An 18488-nucleotide genomic window follows, 5' to 3' on the forward strand; every position below is an offset into this window, starting at 1 on the left:
CGAGGAGGATCGATGTCGAGGAAGCGTAACGACTTGAAGGAAGAGCGCGGCGCGGTCGTGCTGGCGCCGCAGCCGGTGAAGCGGGGTAGCTTCGCGTTGCTGGTACCGGACGACATGAAGTGGGAGGTTCGAGGCGTGAGCGGCGGCTACCGGATCGACTTCCGGCCGATGACACCGCAGGAGCGGGCGCGTCGGCTCCGGGAGTGGAGGCAGCTGTGACGGCGAGCAAGGTGGCGGATCCGGCGATCTGGGAGAAGCGGGTCGAGGCCCTCGAGGCGAGCGGGCGGAGCTGCCGGGAGTATGCGAAGCAGATCGGCGTCAACCCGCACACGCTGGCGGGCTGGCGGTGGAAGCTGCGGCAGCGAGCTCGGACGGGAGCGACGCCGGCGAGGCCCCGCGCAGCGGCGGGCGAGCGCGACTTCGTGGAGGTGACGAAACAGGTGGCAGCGGCGTTGGTGGCGGAGACCGGAGTAATCGAGGTCGAGCTCGGCGGTGCGGTGGTGCGGGTCCGCGGCGAGGTCGACGGCGAGATGCTCGCGCGGGTGCTCGGCGCGGTGGGAGGACGGCGCGGATGATCCCGAAGAACGTCCGCGTCTTCGTGTGCACCGAGCCGCAGGACATGCGGAGAGGATTCGATCGGCTGGCGCTGGCGGTGCGGGCGGAGATGGGCGACGATCCGCGGAGCGGCGCGGTCTTCGTGTTCCTGGGCCGGCGCGCCGATAGGCTCAAGCTGCTGTGGTGGGACCACAACGGCTTCGCGGTGCTGTACAAGCGACTGCACCGCGCGACGACGACGGCGCCGAAGGCCGCGAGCCCGTCGCAGCGCTCGATCGAGATCGACGAAAAGAGCCTCGGTGCGCTGCTGCGGGGCGTCCCGCGGCATCCAGGACGCGGGCGTGAAAACGCTCTTGACGTGGGCGCGCGAACGAGTAGTAAGGACGCGTGAGCGAGATCGAGCTCCTGCGCAGCGAACTCGAGAGCAAGGAGGGCGAACTGCTCGCGCTGCGCGAGGCGCTGTCGAAGGCGTCCTCGGACCGCGAGCAGTACCGGGCGCTCTACATGCAATTGCTCGAGCGCTGTCGGCTGCTCGAGAAGGGGATCGTCGTCGGGAAGAAGGCCGAGCGCTTCCAGGGCGACGAGGAGGCGCAGCTGTCGATGCGCCTCCTGGGCATGCTGCTCGGCCCGGACGAAGCCGAGGCGAGCGCGGACGAGGATAACCTCGACGACGCGCTGGCCGAGGAGCTCGACGGAGACGAGGACGACGAGGCGAGCACGACCCGCCCCACGGATGCGTGTGAGCCGCGGCGGCGCCGTCGCGGGCGGCGCAAGCTGCCGGAGGCGCTGCCGCGCGTCGAGGTCGAGGTCCTGCCGCCGGAGGTGCTGCTGGAGGGCCTCGAGAACTTCGAGCGGATCGGCGAGGTCGTCAGCGAGACCGTCGAGCGCCGGCCGGGCGCGATGGTGGTCGCGCGAATCGTGCGGCCGAAGTTTGTCCGCAAGAATGCTCCGGCGAGCGAGTCGATCGAGACCCAGCTGGCCGATGAGACACCCGAAACCCCTCCCGTGGTGATCGCGCCGCCGCCGGACAAGCCGATCGAGCGCGGGCTGGCCGGACCCGGGCTCCTGGCCCACACGATCGTGCTGCGCTGGGGCGATCACAATCCCGCGAACCGTCAGGAGGCGATCCACGCCCGCGAGGGCCTGCCGCTGTCGCGCCAGACGATCTGCAGCTGGCACCAGCAGCTCGCCGACCTGGTCGAGCCGCTGGTCGACGCGATGATGGCCGACGCCTTCCTGTCGCCGTACGTCTGCGTCGACGCGACCGGGGTGCTCGTGCAGGCGCCCGAGCAGTGTCAGCGCGCCCACTTCTGGGTGCTCGTCGCGCCGGGCCGGCATGTGCTGTATCGATTCTCGCCGAGGCACGACAGCGAGGCCGTCGATCGCCTGCTCGCCGGTTACAAGGGCTATCTCGTCTCCGACGCCGCGACCGTCTACGACCATCTCTTCCGCGACGGCGCCGTCGTCGAGGTCGCGTGCTGGGCTCACTGCAGGCGCTACTTCTTCAAGGCGCTGGGCACTGAGCCGGAGCTCGCCAGGCACGCGCTCGGGCTGATCCGCAAGCTCTTCAAGGTCGAGGAGAAGCTGGCCGACGAGAGCCGCAAGCGGCGCGAGTCGGTCCGCCGCAAGCTGTCCGCGCCGATCGTCGACGAATTCTTCGCGTGGTGCGCCCAGCAAGCCGAGGTCGCCCTCGACGGCTCGCCGCTCGCCGCAGCCCTGACCTACGCCACCAACAAGGCCGCGCTGCGGCGCTTCCTGGACGACGGCCGTCTGCCCCTCCACAACAACATCTCCGAGCGCGCGCTGCGGCGCGAGGCGGTCGGTCGCAAAAACTGGCTCTTCGTCGGCAGCGACGACGGCGCCCGCGCCAACACGCTCTTCGTGTCCCTGCTGGCTAGCTGCCAGATGCACGGCATCGAGCCCCTCGGCTACCTCCGCGACCTCCTGTGCCTGCTGCCCTCCTGGCCGCGCCCCCGCGTCCTCGAGCTCGCCCCCGCCTCCTGGCAGGAAACGCTCAAGCAGCCAGAGGCTCAGCAGCTCCTCGCCGCCAACCTCTTCCGCCGTATCGCCCTCGGCGAGCATCCGACCGCGATGTAGCCCAGGCGCCCCCGACCGAGCCAGACGCAGTCTGTCGGACGATTACCGAGGATCGAGAGCTCCTGCGCCGAAAAGCCCGGGAGCGGCTCACGGTGCGGACCTGGAAGCGAATTCGCATGCTGCAGTTGCTGGACGAGGGGAAGACGCTGGCGGCGACGGCGGCAGCGGTTGGATCGGCGGTCCCCTCGGTTCGGCGGGTTGGAGAGCGGTATCTCGCTGCGGGCGTCGAGGTCGCGCTCAAGGACGCGAAGCGACCGGTCCCACCGCGGAAGCTCGATGCTCGGCAAGAAGCCGCGATCGTCGCCATGGTCTGCGGGCCACCTCCTGAAGGACGCGCTCGGTGGACAATCATGCTCATCGTCGAGGAGTGCATGAAACGCAAGCTCGTCGACCAAGTCGGCCGGGAGACGATCCGGGTGTTGCTGAAAAACCACGCGCTCAAACCGTGGCGGGAAAAAAATGTGGTGCGTTCCTCAGATCGACGAGGAGTACGTCGCGCGGATGGACGACGTCCTCGACACCCTGGCGCGACCAGCCGACGCGTCGGAGCCGGTCGTCGCTCTGGATGAACGACCGGTCGTGCTTCGAGACCCCGCTCGACCTGGCCGGCCAGCCTCACCTGGCCGCATGGCCCGTCAAGACTATGAATACGTGCGGCGCGGAACCGCAAATGTCTTCTGCATCGTCGAACCCAAGGCAGGGCGCCACCTGACCTATGCGACGCCGAACCGCACGGCGAAGCAGTTCGCTCGGGCTCTCCGCAAGATAGCTCAACGATATCGTTCGGCGCGGACAATTCACCTCGTCATGGACAATCTTAACACCCACCGCCAGAACTCGTTATGCACCGCTTTCGGCGATGACGCGGGGCGCGAGCTTTGGAGCCGGTTTACCGTGCACTATACTCCCAAGCACGGGAGTTGGCTCAACCCTGCCGAGAACGAGGCGAGCTTATGGTCACGTGAATGCCTTGGACGGCTTCGGATCGGCTCTCTCTCCGAACTGCGCCGTCGAACGTCTCTGTGGAACAAGGACGCCCACCGCCGGGGGCGGAAGATCACTTGGCGGTTCACCAAGGAGCAAGCCCGAGCGGTGTTCAGAATCAGCCAGATCACTACGTCGCGGTCGGAGCACTAGCGGACCTCTTCAGCGAGGTCAACGGCGCTTCGATGTGGGTCTACCGCTGCAGTACTGGACTCTGAGCGCAAGTTTGGCCCGAACAGTTTCGCTGCTCCGCGTCCTCGCCGAGGGCGCGGGGCAGCTTGCGATCGAACTCGCCACGACGCGGTTGTCGCACGCTTACACCCGGCGCGAGGTCAAGGCGCGAACCCGGCGACCTCCTGGCGTGGAGTCGGTCGGGCCGGGCTTAGGCGTCGGCGACGGGGACGTCTAGCGACGGCACCTGCGAGACGAGCAGGCTCAGCAGCGACTTTGTCCCCTTGTTGCTCAGGGTGGACTCGATCCTGAGCGGTTCTTGGGCAGAGTGCCTAGTCTTCGCAAATGAGCGGGAAGTCAGAGATTTTCTCGCATTGAAGCACGCCACCTTCCGTCCACAGAATCAAGGTCTCATTACGTTGCTTTTCTGCTCCGGGGATAACCACGCCGCCGAACTGGTCGGTCTCAGAAAAGAGATTTCCCCGATGACGTTGATATAGTTTACGCATACACGTGGCGACCTGTTTCATTTTTTCGACCCCCGAAGCGCGGGCCATATACAGTCGATATTTGCACGGGACTACAAGTAATTTAAAGAAGTCCCAGATGTAGCCCTTTGCGGTTGTGGGCTCGCCGACGCTGTCTGCGGCATTCATTTCGCTTTCCGCAGTCAGTTTGATGGGCATCGCATCATCCCAGCGAACTGCAACAAAGTCCAGCATGATTTGCGACTGGCTGTGATTGCTGTAGCCTGCATAGAAAACAGCCGCCTCGCTCCGCGTGACCCTCCCCTTGTTGCACGCGATCACTAGATCGCTTTCCTTCGGATATAGTGCATCCAGTGCTCGCAGGAAGAAGTCGTTGGCCCATGCTGTTGCCTTCGACTGGTTGTCGCCCTGGGTTATCGGCCACCAGTCCTTTGGCAAATCAAAATAATGAATGATATTGCAGCGCGAGTCGAGGAGCCATTTTTCGATCATCGATTTATCGAGCGCAGGTTTTTCGAGTGATGGAGCGGTCATCAGGCTCATTGAAGAGAGATGCCGTGCGGGCCAGCGCCTGTCAAGGGCGCGGACGAAGCTTCGGGACGGTCGAACTGGTCAGCCTGGCGGCGAGGAGGCAGACCTCGAGGTGATGTCGAGGTCGTTGCCCACCTCCGAGCGGCGCGCTGCTGAGCAGCATGGTCCTGTTCGTTCCACGGGGTTCGCGCTGCAGCGCCTTCTCACCGATGGGCGATACGGAGCAGCGGCGTATCTACGGCCAGGATGCCATGCACGTGGTCAGTTGGGGGCTGCGGGCTCTCTCCTGTGTCGAGGAGTAGGACGGCCCGGTGCTCGGCCGGCGACAGGTAGGCCGAGGGCGTGGCCACGAACCGCACCGACTCGCCCGGCGCGAGCTCGAGGCGCGAGCCCGGCGCCCTCCTGGCGTGGGGCTGGGCCTGGTCGGGCCGGGAGAGCATGTGGGGCGTGATGGTGACGTGCTTCGGCGTCGGCGCCGGGACCTCCCGACTCGGCACCTGCGAGATGAGCAGGCTCAGCAGCGACTCGCCCTCCTCGGGCGCCATCGGGTCCTGCAGCGAGATTTGCTGGGTCCCCTTGTTGCTCAGGGTGAACTCGAGCCGAAGCGGTTCCCGGGCCGAGAAGCTGGGCGCCGTCCAGCGAGCCGTGCCGGCGAGCACCTCGCGCGGGCTGGCGAACGCCTCGTCGACCATCTTGTGGAACGCCTCCATGATCGGCAGGACCTCGGCGGGCAACGCGTCGATCGCCCACATCACGGAGCGCTTGGGACCGCCCTCCCAATCGCCCGCCATCATGAACACGTGCGGCTGCTCCGGGGCCAGCGCCTTGAGCCTCGGAAGGTCCCAGACCTTGGCCTGCTCGACCAGGGCGCGGAAGTCGAGCGCGCGCTGGGGCGGGAACTTGTGGACGTAGTAGCCGATCTCGGGGCGGCCGCGGAGCACGCCAGGCGTCCAGAAGTGGAAGCTGCCGTCCGCGTCGAGCGACGAGCCCAGCTCCCCGCGCGAGTTGCTGGGGATCGAGTGGTGAAGGTTGAAGGGCCACAGGAGCTCGGTCATGGGGTTGCCTGCCTAGATCCGCACGGTCCGGACCGCGCCGACGACGGGGCTCGCCGCCGAGAACATCTTGCGGAAGGCTTCCACGTGCCGCGGGAACACGCTCCTGCCGTTGTTCATGATGCTGTTGGGTGCCCCGACCCACTGACCGCCGGCCTGGCAGGCGCCGCCCGCGTATTCGTCGTAGCAGCCGATGAGGTGGCCGAACTCGTGCGCGCGCACGTAGCCGCTGGCGCCGCCGATCTCCGACCACCACGTGTGCGAGTACCACCAGAGATCCGGCTTGCCCCAATTCTTCGCAAGCGGCGCGCCCTCGAACAGATCGATCTTGCCGTGGGCTGCTCCCTGCTTGGCGAAGATCCGCAGCGGATACTTGCAGCAGCCCATGAGGATGCAGTCGCAGCGGTGCTCCCGCTTGCAGTCGAGGCGGTGGAAGTAGAACTTGCGGTCCCACACCGCCTCGATCTCCTGCGCCCACTCGCGCCACGTCAGCGGATTGACCGGGGCCTGTCCGGAGCGGAGGTTGAAGTCCAGCTCACGGCGCACGATCATCCAGCCGTCCGCGATCTCGATGTCGAAGGCGACCTCCCACGCGTAGTGCTCGCCGTTCTTGACCCACTTGTTCAGTCTCTTACTCCAAACGAATTTCCACGCCCAATGCGTGGGTGCGTGGATCGTCTGCTTCGCCTGCGCAGGAGGGTTCTGGAATTCCAGGGCGTTGCTGCTCTTCTGCGCGCCCTTGAGCATCTCCTGGGCCGCGACCGCCGGGATTTTCTCCCGGAACTTGAAGCGCCAGCGGGAGATCCACGGCACCTCGGCCTTGTTGCCGTGGACCTCGACGGCGATCCCCTCCATCGTCGTGCATCGGCTCGGATCGGTGCGCCGCGCCCAGACCTGGACGGGCTGGCCGTCCTTGGCGTTCTGGGTCGTCACGTGCAGCGTGACGGGGTCTCCACAGCACAGCTCCGTCCTGGACCAGCGCATCTCGACGACCTCGACCTTGTCGGGGCCCAGGCCGGTCGCCGCGCCGCTCGGCTGGCTGATGATGCCGGTCGCGTTCGGAGCAGCGCCGGCGTTCTGCACCATCACGTCGGTGAAGCGGACCACCGGCTGGTTCTCGACCTTGACGTCGAGCGAGTAGCTCCGGGGCTTCGCCTGGCCCTTCGTCTTGCCCGAGATGATTCCGCCGAGGGTGCCCGGTTCGTTGCCGGCGCTGCTCGAGAACGTGCTCGACTTGAGCGCGGGCGGCTGACCGTCGACGCGGGTCCGCTTGCCGCCCTTCGCCGTGTTGCGTGAGAGCGCGGTGTTGGCGTACGGGAGCGGCACCGGCCCGCTCGGCGTCGGCGTCTTGCACACGTCGGGCGCCGCGACGCTCGTCCCGCCGCTCTGCTTGTGGACGACGGTGAGGTTGTTGATGATGACCGTTGCGGGCATGCGTGCTTCTCAGGGGGGCATGAGCGCGACGATGGCCCGCTCGCCGGTGTCGTTCATGGCGCCGACGAGGATACCTCCCGGGCCGGCGTAGCGGCGGGCGAACGCCTGGCTCGCCCACCCGACCGCGAGGGGGACAAAGGCCGCGGCGACGTCGCCGATGCTCTCGACGGGATGCCAGAGGTCCCACCCATCCGGCAGCGAGCCGAGCGCTCGGGGCTCCACGAGGGCCCACTCGCGCGCCCGCCAGCGCTCGCCGGTGTGGTCGACGATGATCCGGTGATACGCCGCGGGGCCCGGGTCCGCCGCAAGGGCGCCCTGCAGCGCGCGTGCGAGCGCGTCGGCCTGCGAGGGGCGCATGGGTGTCCAGCCGGTCGGCTCCTGCTCGAGGGCCAGGGCGACGATTGTGGCGAGCGCAGGAGCCTGACGGCGACGGGCGGTCTCCGCCGTCTCCAGCACCAGCGCTGCCGCGGCCTCGCCCGGGATGATGCCGCTCGAGCGGTCGGCGGTGAGCAGGCGGCCGTCGCCCAGGAGCTCGTCGAGGTAGACGCTGTCCAGGTACGACTCGAAGCCGGCGACCACCGCGGCGTCGAGGTCGCCCTTGGCCACCGCCAGGGACGCGTGGGCCAACGCGAGCGCGCCGCCGACGTGCGCCTGCTCGACATAGTGGACGAGGTCATTGCCCGCGAGCTCCGCCCAGAGGTCGCCGACATATGCGCGAAAGTTGGCGAGTCGTTCGGGCAACACACCCGGCCGGGTCGGCGACGGCGTCGAGAAGAACAGCCCCACGCGGCGCCGGTGCCACGTGTACGCGTACAGGCCGGCCTGCCAGAGCGCCTCGTGGATCGCCGGCGAGACCATCGGGACAGCCTTCTCGACCCACGGCGCGTCCTTCCGCCCGGCGGCGACGGCCCCGACGTTCAGCGGCTCGCCGGCGAAGCCGAAGTGCGGCCACGCCGCCAGGCGCGAGATGCCGGCTCGCAGCGCGCCACACGTACCCGGCGCGTTCGTCCCGACCGGCGTGCGCATGCCCGCCCCGGTCACGACCAGGCGATCGTCAGGCACTCGGTCCTCCCGTGCGGTCGACCAGCACCCAGGCGAGCTCGTCGAATCGCTCATGCACCGACGTGCTCGCGCGCCAGGTGAGGTCGAGGCGGCGCGCCTCGGCGTCGACGTGCAGGGTGTCGAGGACAGTCGGCAAGGCGCGCCGGTGTTTTCCGTCGTGGACGATCACCTGCACGTGCATCGACGGGAGGCGAAACGTCAACCATGCGCCGCCTGGCTGGACCCCGCGGATCTCGACCTCCTCGTCGCCCCGCAACATCGTCGGGTAAACCTGATCGGGCGGCGCGACCTGGGCCGCGCGCGGATCGCCATCGAGCGGGGGCAGCGGCAGGCGCGTGCGCTGCCAGGCCGCGTCTAAGGTGCCGTGGAGACCTCGCCGCGGCCCCCAGTGCGGGGGGATCGGGCCGAAGGATCGCGGCGGCGGGCGATCGCCAGGTGCCGCGAGGCGGTGCCGCGGGTGCTCGAGGTTGGGGAGCGGCGCTCCGGCCTGGCAGCCGACGAGACCGACGCCGACCGGGTTCTCGGCGCACTCCAGCGGCGGCCGGCCGTCGAGGCCGGCGCCACCGAACGCGCGCTCGTAGATCAGCGGCACCGTCTCGAAGGGCTGCGGAGCGCCGGGACTGAGCCCGGTGATGCCGCGCGTCCACGTGCGGTCGCCGAAGATCAGCGCATCCTTGGACCAGGCACCGACGCGAAAGCTGACGTGGCCGGTCGTGCCGCCGGGTTCGGATGGGTAGGCGTTGCCCGACAGGAGCAGATCCGGGAGCGGCTTGGCGAGCACGACCTCGCCGGCCGCGACGAGGCTCGAAGCGGTCGGGTCCCCGCGGTAGCGATCGGCGAGCACCAGCTCGGCCTCGGCGCTCACGAGCTGTCCGGCCTCGATACTGAAGCTCGCCTTGGCGAGGACCAGCAGGTGCTCCTCGGCCCTCGGGTCGAGCACCAGTTGCGTGTGGACCTGGCAGGGCGTCCGGTTGGTGAGGGTAAACACCCGCCGCGAAGATAACCCAGGGGCAGTTTTAGCACGCGCCATACCGCGCGGTCAGCAGGTATGGGCAGGTCAGGAAGCCTGCTGCTAAGGCTACAGACGTGAGGTCGGCTGGCCGCACGCGCAAGCGCGCCGGCGCTACGCGCCTCGGCCCTCGGCAGGAACTGGCTGTTCTTCGCCCATGCGAGGCGAGTAGCGTCTCGCTATGCGGACCTTGCTCGAGCGTCTCGAGGTAGAGCTTGCGATAGTGGTCGCGCTCGGCGCTCAGCTGCTCGACGAGCGTCGTTGTCTCGCGGTCGCCGAGTCCGTGTGCAGCGTCGGGCACGCCCTGTTCTTAGCGAGCAGTACGTCCACGTCAAGAGCCAAGGAGTCTGGCGCTTCGTACATATCCCTCTCAGACGACTTACTGGCGTTGCCGCGTTGCCCTGAGGTCACTTCGGCGCCGGGGGTTGACTCAACGGCACCGTGCCTCGACGCAACGGTCCTGGCTCGGTGGTGCAGCCCGGCTCGCCGACGTCGCAGCACACGCACGTCGGCTGTCCATCTCGCTCCACGCAGGTGCCGTCGTCGTGGAGGTCCAGCGGAGTAAAGCCGAGGTACTGACATGCCATGCGGCAGTCGACAGCCACCATCTTGCCGCGATCGCACAGAAGGAGCTTTCGCCCCTCGCAGTACTGCGTCCGCGCGCGGTCACACGGCGTCCCCTGACCGGTGCCACACGTTACCACCCGTTCCGCCGCTAGGTCGGGATGGGTATATGCGAAGTCGAAGCCATCGGCGCGGCACAGCTCGTCGGCCGTGCGCGGCGCGGACGCCGGCTCGGCCATGGTCGCGGCGCTCGCTGGGGCGACCCGCGGGTGCGACCGACAGCCGAGCATCAGCAACGCGATGAGCACCGTCCGCATCGAAGCTCGCACTACCACACCCGGCCGGCCCGCGGATCCGACCGCGATCGGCCCACAGAAACGAGGCGCCTGCGCCTGCCGGCCGCCCCGCCGCCGGCCGGTAGTCGCTCCAGCCGTTCTCAGCGGTCCGTGCGTCCGCAGCGCGCCGTTCCGCGGGTCTTCGCCGGGCACTTGCTTCGCCGCCGCGGCGAGGCCATCGAAGCCGCGCCGCAGCACCATGCGGGCGGCTACTTCTCGAGGCCCTCGCACGCATCTGGTTCGACGTAGGCCATCAAGCGTCCTTCCTCGGCAAGAGCCAGCACAGTGTCGGTCGGATGCAGTCCGCCAGGCGCCAGCACACCGATCGACACCACCGCGACGATTGGTCGTCCCAACTCGTGATCGGCCACAAGCGGCCCTGTCCGAGTGAAGTCCCAGGTGAATAGGCGGCCGTCACCGAGGATACGCACTCCGCCTCGGCGGTCGACGACCTGCCTCAGATCGTCGACGACTCCGGTTTCCACGCGCGTCCAGACTCCGTCCGGTCCACTCTGCAGCAGCGTCCCTCTCGCACCGACGATGTACCCGTTCCCTGCGTCCCAATCGATCTCGATATCGAGCAGATCCTCCGTCGCGTTGACGGCCACGGCCGTCCAAGTCATCCCGCCGTCGACCGAGTGCAAGACCAGTCCTTGCTCCCCAACGGCTGTTGCTCGCCCTCCAATCGCCAGCGAGACCGCATTGAGCCGTCGCGATGTCGGCGCGGGGACGACCTGCCAGGGCTCGTCCCCACGCAGCGAGCCCACCACGACAGCTCCCGCGTCTCCCACGGCGACCGCATAGCTGTTCATTCCACACTCGACATCGACGCCTCGCAGATCGGCAGCACTTGCCGAAGTGTCAATCGCCCTCCAGTGCTTGCCCTCATCAGTCGAGACGCGAACGGCGCCCTTGCGACCGACCGCGACGTAGGAGCAATCGAAGTAGTTGCGGTCGGCCCAGACGTCCAGCAGATCCTCTGTGGTTCCGCTGTCGCGCACCTGGTATTCCGTCATCGGTCGGTGCGTGGGTTGAACCGCCAGCGCCCCTCCGGTCCCTACCGCGACTTTGTTTGTCAACATACGCATCCGCGGGTCAAAGGAGTAACCCTTCCACTCGCCACAGTCGCCGCCGTTGCACGAACCCAGGACGAGACCGAACGACGAGACCGCCAGGGCAACCGAAGCCGCAGCGAGCAGGCGCGTGCTTGCACTCAACATCCACAGGCGAAGTTGCCGGTGCCGCGGAAAAAATTGGAGAAGGAGGACGAATATTTTTGCGCGCCGCCCGCCCCGCCGTCGGGCCCCACAGCCCGCACTTTGTCGCGGTAGCCCCTCGGGCCCCGGCGATGGGGCTACGACACCGCAGTGCTTGAACCAGCAGGTAGCGCCGGCAAGCGTACTTCGCCGGTGACCATGTTGATGGCGTCCATCAGGAGCTCGACGATCTGTGCCCCCAGTGCGCGGAGCACGGACTTGATCTTGCACCGGGCGAGCGAGGTTCGCGGCGCGGAGATCGTCTACCAGCCGGACACGATCGCCGTGACCATTGCCCGGGGCGCGTGGATGGCGCGCGTACTCGAGGGCCGCGCCCCGACGCTTGCCAGGCCTGAACGGCGCTAATAGACTGGCCGGATGATTCGACGTATTGCCGCTGGCGGCCAGTTCGGCTGGACGCTCTCGCTCTCGCTGCTCTCGTGCGGCTCCGACATAGATCCGCTGGATACCGTCGGAGCCGGCACGAACATGAGCGGCCCGGGCGGCGGGCCGGGCGGCGGCGATCCGTCGGGTCCGGGCGAACCGACCGGCGGCACGACGGAGGCGTCGGCGACTGGCGTGGCGACGACCACGACCTCCGGCGATCCGACGACCTCCGGCGGGGCCGAGCCAGGCCGCGAGATCTGCGACGAGTACCTCGCATGCCTGACGGTGACCATGCCGGAGATGGTGCCCTCGGCGCAGATGGGCTTCGGGCCGATGGGCACCTGCTGGGAGGGGACGCCGGAGTCGATTCAGCAGTGCATCAACGCCTGCGAGGGCGCGCTCGAGGCGCTACACATGACCTACCCGACCGAGCCGGCGTGCAGCGAATGCGAGGAGACCGCCGACTGCCCGGACGGCGAGCGCTGCACGGCCGGTTCGTGCAATCCGCCCACGTGCGGCGACGGCATCGTCGACGACGGCGAGATCTGCGATTATCCGGAGAACGGGTGTGCCGATTGCATGGGCGCGACCTGCAATCCGTTCACCAACCAGGGGTGTCGCGGGGAGGACAGTTGCCAGTTGGTGTTCTCCGATGCGGCGTTCACGGTCTGCACGACCAGCGAGCCGCTGCCCGAGGGCGCCCCGTGCCCGATGTTGCAGGATTACTGCGGCCTGGGGAACATCTGCGCGCCGGCCGAGTTCGTGCCGGGCTGTGCTGGGACGGGCTGCTGCGCGCCCCTGTGCCAGTTGCAGACGTCCGACGCGTGCCCGGACGGGCTCGTGTGCGGCGAGTTCTTCGCCGAATCGGCGCTGGGCAATTACGCTGGCGTGTGCGTACCGGGGTGAGCGGCCGATCGGCGAGCGCGTGCGCCAGCGGCGCGCGGACCATCTGCCTGTCTGTGAGGCCAGGTGGGCGCGCAGGCGCCGGCACGGCTGACCGGCGCGGTGGCGGTGTACGCCCCCGCGAGCGCCCGCGAGCCCGTTGGCGCGCGACCCCCACCGGTGAGCATGCGCAACAAGTCGGCGGCGGTCGACAGGCCCGAGGTGGCCGATCCGGGCCGCGTGACTGGCGCGACCGCCGGTAATCGACCGTTCTCGCGGGGTGGGCGCCGCCGCGCCTCGCCGCCGAAGATCACGAGCCGCGCGGGCATGTCTGTGGGCGGCCGTGCGAGCTGCCGGATGACGTTGTCGACGCCCTCAAGGGGACCATAGGCTGGAGCTGCCGCACGGTCGCCGTCGCCGTCGCCGAGGCGGAGCGCGGACGCACGCTCTCGGACACATTCCGGCGCATCCCCGCGCGATTCGACGGTCGCGCGCCCCTGCGCATGGACCTGAGATCATTCGCGGGTTACGGTAAGTTATGGTTACTCCTGAGCGCAATGACCCGTGCTCGTGCGGGAGTGGGTTGAAGTACAAGCGTTGCTGTGAATTGGGGTTCACCAAGGCCGACGAACTGGCTGTGATACGAGCGCTCGGCCGCGTCACTACGGAGAGTCCGCCGTCGGAGCTCGGAGCGCTCGAGCGACGCTACTTCGGCGCTCTCGGCCGCTACGGCGCCTCGCGCGAGGATCTCCGCTGTTACACCAATTGGATCTATTTCGACGCACGCCTCTCGGACGGCTCCACGCTCGCGGACGCGGTCCTGCACACGTACCGGCTCGGGCGGGGGGAGCGGACCTTCATTCACATGATGCGGGGCAGCGCGATGCGCCTCCACGAGATCCTCACGCTCACCCCGCAGGTGGCCACGCTGCGGGATCTACTGACCGGCGACCGCGTCACCGTGAACGCGGAGACCCTGCCCCGCGAGACCACTCGCTCCGCCCTCGTCCTGGCCCGCATCATCCCTCGCGGCGTCTCAGGATGGCCCGAGCTCGGCGGTGTCCGTTTCCTCTTCCCCAACACGTTGCGCGACGAGCTCCTGTCGCACCTCCGGCGTGGGATCGAGGCGTTCCGTGCCGCCCATCCCCGCGCCTCGGCGCTCGAGGAGTTCAAGCTCGCCCCGTTGATCTTGCGCGAGGTGTGGGTACGCAGCTCGGGCTGGATGGGCGCGGCACCGCTGGGGCCGGCCGCGACGGCCGACGACGCCGCCGAGCGCCGCGTACAACAGCGATACCAGGATTGGCTCGACGAGGCATCCGAGCATCTCAACGGTGTATCGCCCCGGGTCGCCGCCGAGTCCACAGCACTGTGCCCTCGCGTGGTCGATCTGCTACGGGAGCTCGACCGCGCCTACGAGGAAGCGCTCGCACACGGCAGGCCGGCCTTCGACCCATCCCTGTTCTGGGAGGTGCTGGGCCTCCGCGAGGAGCGTGAAGGGCAGCCGCCCGAACAGCGACCGCACGGGCTCGTCGCCCTGATGGAGTTCCTCCCGGAACTCGACGACGTGGCGTCTCTGCTCGCGGATCAATTCCGACGCGAGCCGGGACACGACCTCGAGCGGACGATCCGCCCGGAGGTCCTCGCCGAGGAGCCGCATTTCCACTCGTTCATGGGCTCGATCGTCCAGGCGCTCTCCGACGATCGCTTCGACCCCGACGCGGCGAACGCGGAGCTCAGGCGGCTAGAGGATCTCGTCTGGCTGCTGGTGAACTTCGAGCTGCACCTCCGCAAGGTCTTCAAGGTCGACGAGGCCCTGAGCTGGATGCTGGGGACAACCTCCCTGGAGGACGAGCTTGGGGACGACCTGCGCCTGCCCTTCGCCAGCTTTGCGTTCGTCTTCACCGACCGCTACGCGCTCGGGCTCGCCGAACGGACGCTCTCCCGCAACCCGCACAGCTCGCTCCGCGGCAAGCTGCTCCGCGTCCTGACCGCGTACGTCACCGAGCTGCATCTCCCTGGGCCTCGCCGCGCCCTCCGCGTCTGCTTCTTCGCTGACGCGAGGAACGGGGTCCGGCCGGAGCTCTTCGGATGCACCCTCGTGCTTGAGCCCGACGCGCGCTTGGTGGACATCCTCGCCGAAGCGGCGCCGGGCGAGGACGACGCCGAGCTCTCGCCGCTCTTCGCCTGCGTCCCGCAGCGCCACCTGCTTCATCTCGTGATGAACGCGATCCTCCACGCGACCTCCGTCCGCCCCTCGTCCGAGGTCCCCCGGCGGCGGCCCCGGACGGGCTGCGTTTCGCGCCCAACGGCCGACTGGTCTCTGACGAGGTATGGCACCTCCCAGGCGACATCGAGATATCGCTGCTCCGCACGATCCAGCAGGCCCGCCTCGGCGCGATCAGCCGCGAGCAGCTCCACCGTTGCATGGTGCGCGGCTATCGTCGCCGCGCGAACCCGGACTGGAAGGACCAGAGCGTGCGCTGGATCAAGCCGCACTGGCGCGGTCCGAGCGAGGCGAGCGTCATCGAGCGCCCGTATCGCCTCATCCCCTGAGCCAGGGGCGGGCTCCTGTTTACGGCTCCGCCCCTGAGCAGCAGCGATCGCTACGCTGCGCGCAACGCAGCAGCCCGCACGAGCCACACAACGCGATCAGCCGGCTCGTCGGATTCGCCGGGGGTCAAGAACGGCTTGCCGCAGAGGCCGCACATGATGTAGCCGCGCGTGTACTCGACCGCGCTGACGCGGATCTGGCGACCGCACCCACAGGCGCGCACGGTCGAGGCTCGCTTGCCGCCTTCGCCCTCGCCACCTTCGCCGCCCTCGCCGCCGGTCTCGCCGCCGGTCTCGCCACCTTCGCCGTCGCCCTCAGCGTCGCCGCTCCGAGCGCAGCGACGATGGGCGCGCCGGTTGGCCTCGACCGCCGCCTCGAGCAGGGCGAGCGCGTCGGTGTAGAGCTCGCAGGTCTCGTCGGTGATCTTGGTGATCGTCCAGCCGTGCAGGCGGTCCTTCTCGACCGTGAGCCCGACCTGCTCGGCCAGCGCCTTGTACTCCTTGTTGTGGTAGCGGCCCTGTCGGCTGGTGTCCTGGATCTTCCGCGCCCACGCGAGCCCGTGTGCGGCCTCGTGGAGCAGGGTGCCGAAGGTGTCGCGGGCGGGCCGGCTGAGGCTCTCGCCTGCGATCAAGACCTCGCTGCGGTGCCCTGACGCGGGGACGGTCCACCGCGCGGGCGACCAGTGCCCCCACTTCAGCGCGCGGGGGTTCTCGTCGCCGGCGCCGATGAGGATCACCGCGTCGGGGAGCTCGGGGTGTCGCGCCTGAATGGCACGCCAGCACGTCTCGAGCGCCTGGACGAGCGTGCTCGCCACGACGGCGGGTTGCGGGGGGACAGGGGAAGGGGTGTTGCTGGCTTTTTGCTCCATGTTGTCGCCATGGACGGTCCTCGTTTGTGGATATTCATCGCTCGTTGGCCGCTGGAAGCGGTCGTCGAGCTCTCCGTAACCTCGCACGTATGGGGCCCGTCGCCTCGCTCGTGCGCGCGTGCTAGTGTGCCGTGGTTTTTGATCCGTATGTCCGTATTCCATCTCCGCGCGTTCCTCTCCGTCCAGTGCATCGTGGTCGCGTGCGCACGGGACGACGATTCGGCGCCGCCGATCGTCTGGCAGGGCGAGCACGTGCGGGTCGGCACTGAGCTCGACCTCGACACCTGGTGTCCGGGGACGCTGCCACGGCTCGATGCCCGAGCCGGGGCGCTGAAAGCACTGTTCGAAGTTCCGGACGAGCAGCTGATCGACTATTATCTCTACTCGGCCGCGAGCTTCGACGGCGTGTGCCCGGCAGGAACCGGCTGTCACAAGTACGGCAGCGTATTCACGGTGGATCCGCTACACACGCACGAGGTCGTTCACGCCGTTTTCTATGCGTACCTCGGGATGCCACAATTCTTCGCCGAAGGCGGTGCGTCGTACTGGGGGTTCTCGGTCAACCGGGACTACCGCGGTCTAGACGTCCGCGACGTCCTCGACCGGTCGTGGTCGGCGGGCATGACCCCCGAGGAGTACGCGCTCGCGGCCCACTTCACCTCGTACGTCGTCGACACTCACGGGATCGCTGCTTACCTCGAATTGCTCCGCGGCGCCCCCGCCGACCAGCCACGCGAGGAGCTGGAGAAGACCTTCGAGCGGGCGTTCGGCATGCCGTTGATTGCGGGGCCATCGAGGACTATACTGCCCGGTGGCAGGAGTGCCCGACGTGGGCGATGCAGCAGTGGACGTACGAGTGCTCGCGCCCGGCACTCGCGCTTGCCAGCGACGCGCCGACCGACCTCAGGCTCGACATCTCGTGCGCTGATCCGGAGGTCGTCGGCCCCTCCGTCTGGGCGAGTTCCAGCGCCGACGACCTCCGGATCTGGCGCGACATCACGGTCGATCTCCAGAGTCCAAACCAGCGCATCGTGATCGACGTCCCCAAGTCCGGCGACCCCGGGGCGGTCGAGTTCCTGCTCAAGCGCTGCCACACGGATTGCTTCGATGTGACGGTCAACTCGTTGCATCTCCAGTCCGACGGCGAGGAACACCAGTGGCTGGGTCCGACAGGTCGTTACGTCGTGCGCGTGAGCCGGGCGGCCGACGACCCGGGGCCGGTTCATGTGCGCTTTGAGCCGTAGGCTCGCAGTCGTCCAGCGAGGGAGCCGATCGGGTTCCCGCCGGGGGGACGATCCGCCGGGCGGGCGACCCCGGGGCTGTAGCACGCGCCAATTAGGATCGGGGCAGGCCGAAATCGGAACGCCGTTTAGACGCTCGGCCAACTGGTCAGGCAACCCACCGGGCGAGATGTTTGACACCGATCTGTCAAGGCGCCGCGGTTATAATCGCGCCTGTGTTCCGCGTCGTCCCCCACCTCGCCCTCGCCCTCGCACTCATGGCCTGCGACCGTGACCCCGAGCAGCCCCGCGGAGGGCCCTGGCAGCCTTGCAACGAGGGCAAGCGCTGTTCGGACGACACGATGATCTGCGAGCAAGCGTGGGCAGCCTCGGACGTCACGTACTGCGCCCCGACCTGCATGTGGGGGGCGGCTTGCGAGGCGCCGCCGCTGAGCGAGGCGGGCATCGCGGTCGCGGCACGTTGCACGGCCCGGGAGGACAGCCCTGTCGGCAGCTGCGTCGCGGACTGCACCACCGAGGACGACTGCCCCGCGGGGACGCTCTGCTTCTTCGACGACCGCTACACCCCGTCGACCGGCCAGGGCATCTGCGCGTGGCCGCCTTGACAGCCGTTGTCAAAAGCCTCGCGGCTCGGCAGCGCGAACCGTGCCCGAGCCGCCCTGGCTCGCATCGAGCTCGGCCAGCATCGCCAGCACTTCTTCGATCGTGAAGCCGGCAGCTCTTTGCCGCGCGACATAGCGTGCGCGGTCGACAGCCCACGCGGGGAAGCGGTTGAACACACCGCCGGGGGAGCCCAGGGACACTTTTGTCGGCGCCGGCAAGAGGCCCAGCGCGACCCACGTGGACACGGTTCGGCGCGCGACACCAGCGGCCGCCATCACTTCGTCTGTCGAGGCGAACGCCGGGTCCAAGTTGCGCGGCGGTGACACCACCGGAGTGTAAGCCGAGCGGCCAGCCGCTCGCCAGTCGATCCGCTTGCAGGCGGCAGAGGACGGGGATATGGTTAACTTCCCAATGAAGG

General features: G+C 68.4%; 19 protein-coding genes and 1 pseudogene. 11 read left to right on the forward strand and 9 right to left on the reverse strand.

Annotation, left to right across the window (positions count from 1 at the left end; genetic code table 11):
• Window positions 1-12: 12 nt before the first annotated feature.
• The 6 genes from NAEX_RS50950 to NAEX_RS31010 all read left to right on the forward strand — a co-directional run bounded on the left by NAEX_RS50950 (window position 13) and on the right by NAEX_RS31010 (window position 3789).
• Window positions 13-219: a hypothetical protein gene (locus NAEX_RS50950; protein WP_096325693.1), complete on the forward strand. Its 207-nt coding sequence runs from the start codon at window positions 13-15 to the stop codon at window positions 217-219.
• Window positions 216-575, forward strand: a complete 360-nt coding sequence (tnpA, locus tag NAEX_RS30990) for an IS66 family insertion sequence element accessory protein TnpA (RefSeq protein WP_096327575.1) — start codon at window positions 216-218, stop codon at window positions 573-575. The genes NAEX_RS50950 and tnpA overlap by 4 nt, the downstream gene beginning before the upstream one ends.
• Window positions 572-946, forward strand: a complete 375-nt coding sequence (gene tnpB, locus NAEX_RS30995) for an IS66 family insertion sequence element accessory protein TnpB (RefSeq protein ID WP_096325695.1) — start codon at window positions 572-574, stop codon at window positions 944-946. The genes tnpA and tnpB overlap by 4 nt, the downstream gene beginning before the upstream one ends.
• Window positions 943-2652 (forward strand): IS66 family transposase, encoded by a 1710-nt coding sequence (gene tnpC, locus NAEX_RS31000; protein ID WP_096331088.1) that lies wholly within the window; start codon window positions 943-945, stop codon window positions 2650-2652. The genes tnpB and tnpC overlap by 4 nt, the downstream gene beginning before the upstream one ends.
• Before the next feature lie 116 nt (window positions 2653-2768).
• Window positions 2769-3221 (forward strand): helix-turn-helix domain-containing protein, encoded by a 453-nt coding sequence (locus tag NAEX_RS54710; RefSeq protein ID WP_096331089.1) that lies wholly within the window; start codon window positions 2769-2771, stop codon window positions 3219-3221.
• Entirely contained in the window at window positions 3112-3789 is a 678-nt protein-coding gene (locus NAEX_RS31010; RefSeq protein WP_096331090.1) for an IS630 family transposase, read from the forward strand. Before NAEX_RS54710 ends, NAEX_RS31010 begins: the two co-directional genes overlap by 110 nt.
• A gap of 350 nt (window positions 3790-4139) precedes the next feature.
• On the opposite strand, the gene NAEX_RS48530 is transcribed toward NAEX_RS31010, so the two are convergent.
• From NAEX_RS48530 to NAEX_RS31040, 7 genes are all read right to left on the reverse strand, one after another.
• On the reverse strand, window positions 4140-4838 hold the full coding sequence (locus NAEX_RS48530; RefSeq protein WP_143140535.1) for a hypothetical protein: 699 nt from the start codon (window positions 4836-4838) through the stop codon (window positions 4140-4142).
• 191 nt (window positions 4839-5029) lie between these two features.
• Window positions 5030-5881, reverse strand: a complete 852-nt coding sequence (locus NAEX_RS31015) for a hypothetical protein (RefSeq protein WP_096331091.1) — start codon at window positions 5879-5881, stop codon at window positions 5030-5032.
• 12 nt (window positions 5882-5893) lie between these two features.
• Entirely contained in the window at window positions 5894-7312 is a 1419-nt protein-coding gene (locus NAEX_RS31020; protein WP_096331092.1) for a DUF4150 domain-containing protein, read from the reverse strand.
• A gap of 9 nt (window positions 7313-7321) precedes the next feature.
• On the reverse strand, window positions 7322-8374 hold the full coding sequence (locus tag NAEX_RS31025) for a 3-oxoacyl-ACP synthase (RefSeq protein WP_096331093.1): 1053 nt from the start codon (window positions 8372-8374) through the stop codon (window positions 7322-7324).
• Window positions 8367-9362: a DUF2169 family type VI secretion system accessory protein gene (locus NAEX_RS31030; protein WP_170136133.1), complete on the reverse strand. Its 996-nt coding sequence runs from the start codon at window positions 9360-9362 to the stop codon at window positions 8367-8369. Before NAEX_RS31030 ends, NAEX_RS31025 begins: the two co-directional genes overlap by 8 nt.
• Window positions 9363-9790: 428 nt before the next feature.
• Window positions 9791-9970 (reverse strand): hypothetical protein, encoded by a 180-nt coding sequence (locus NAEX_RS48535; protein WP_143140534.1) that lies wholly within the window; start codon window positions 9968-9970, stop codon window positions 9791-9793.
• A gap of 521 nt (window positions 9971-10491) precedes the next feature.
• Window positions 10492-11502 carry a WD40/YVTN/BNR-like repeat-containing protein gene (locus NAEX_RS31040; RefSeq protein ID WP_100792948.1) on the reverse strand — a complete coding sequence of 337 codons (1011 nt, stop codon included), beginning with the start codon at window positions 11500-11502 and terminating at the stop codon, window positions 10492-10494.
• 414 nt (window positions 11503-11916) lie between these two features.
• Between NAEX_RS31040 and NAEX_RS31050 the strand changes: the two genes are divergently transcribed.
• The 3 genes and pseudogenes from NAEX_RS31050 (at window position 11917) to NAEX_RS31055 (ending at window position 15397) form a co-directional block, all read left to right on the forward strand.
• Window positions 11917-12831, forward strand: coding sequence for a hypothetical protein (locus NAEX_RS31050; protein ID WP_143140533.1), 915 nt, complete (start codon window positions 11917-11919; stop codon window positions 12829-12831).
• Between the two features lie 514 nt (window positions 12832-13345).
• Window positions 13346-13414, forward strand: a pseudogene (locus NAEX_RS54715) (SEC-C metal-binding domain-containing protein); the annotation flags it as partial.
• The gene (locus NAEX_RS31055; protein WP_245913834.1) at window positions 13415-15397 is read left to right on the forward strand and encodes a hypothetical protein; all 1983 of its coding nucleotides are present in this window, start codon (window positions 13415-13417) and stop codon (window positions 15395-15397) included.
• 13 nt (window positions 15398-15410) lie between these two features.
• On the opposite strand, the gene NAEX_RS31060 is transcribed toward NAEX_RS31055, so the two are convergent.
• Window positions 15411-16172 carry a SprT family zinc-dependent metalloprotease gene (locus NAEX_RS31060; protein WP_096331100.1) on the reverse strand — a complete coding sequence of 254 codons (762 nt, stop codon included), beginning with the start codon at window positions 16170-16172 and terminating at the stop codon, window positions 15411-15413.
• Window positions 16173-17062: 890 nt separating this feature from the next.
• On the opposite strand from NAEX_RS31060, the gene NAEX_RS31065 reads away from it, so the two are divergent.
• Window positions 17063-17470 carry a hypothetical protein gene (locus NAEX_RS31065; protein WP_096331101.1) on the forward strand — a complete coding sequence of 136 codons (408 nt, stop codon included), beginning with the start codon at window positions 17063-17065 and terminating at the stop codon, window positions 17468-17470.
• Between the two features lie 212 nt (window positions 17471-17682).
• Complete coding sequence (locus NAEX_RS31070) at window positions 17683-18072, forward strand: hypothetical protein (protein WP_096331102.1); 390 nt, start codon at window positions 17683-17685, stop codon at window positions 18070-18072.
• A 9-nt stretch (window positions 18073-18081) separates the two neighbouring features.
• Here NAEX_RS31070 and NAEX_RS31075 read toward each other — a convergent pair whose 3' ends face one another.
• The gene (locus NAEX_RS31075) at window positions 18082-18396 is read right to left on the reverse strand and encodes a helix-turn-helix domain-containing protein (protein WP_143140531.1); all 315 of its coding nucleotides are present in this window, start codon (window positions 18394-18396) and stop codon (window positions 18082-18084) included.
• Between the last annotated feature and the right edge of the window lie 92 nt (window positions 18397-18488).

Origin of the sequence: Nannocystis exedens (assembly GCF_002343915.1) — a bacterium.
Lineage (GTDB): Bacteria > Myxococcota_A > Polyangia > Nannocystales > Nannocystaceae > Nannocystis > Nannocystis exedens.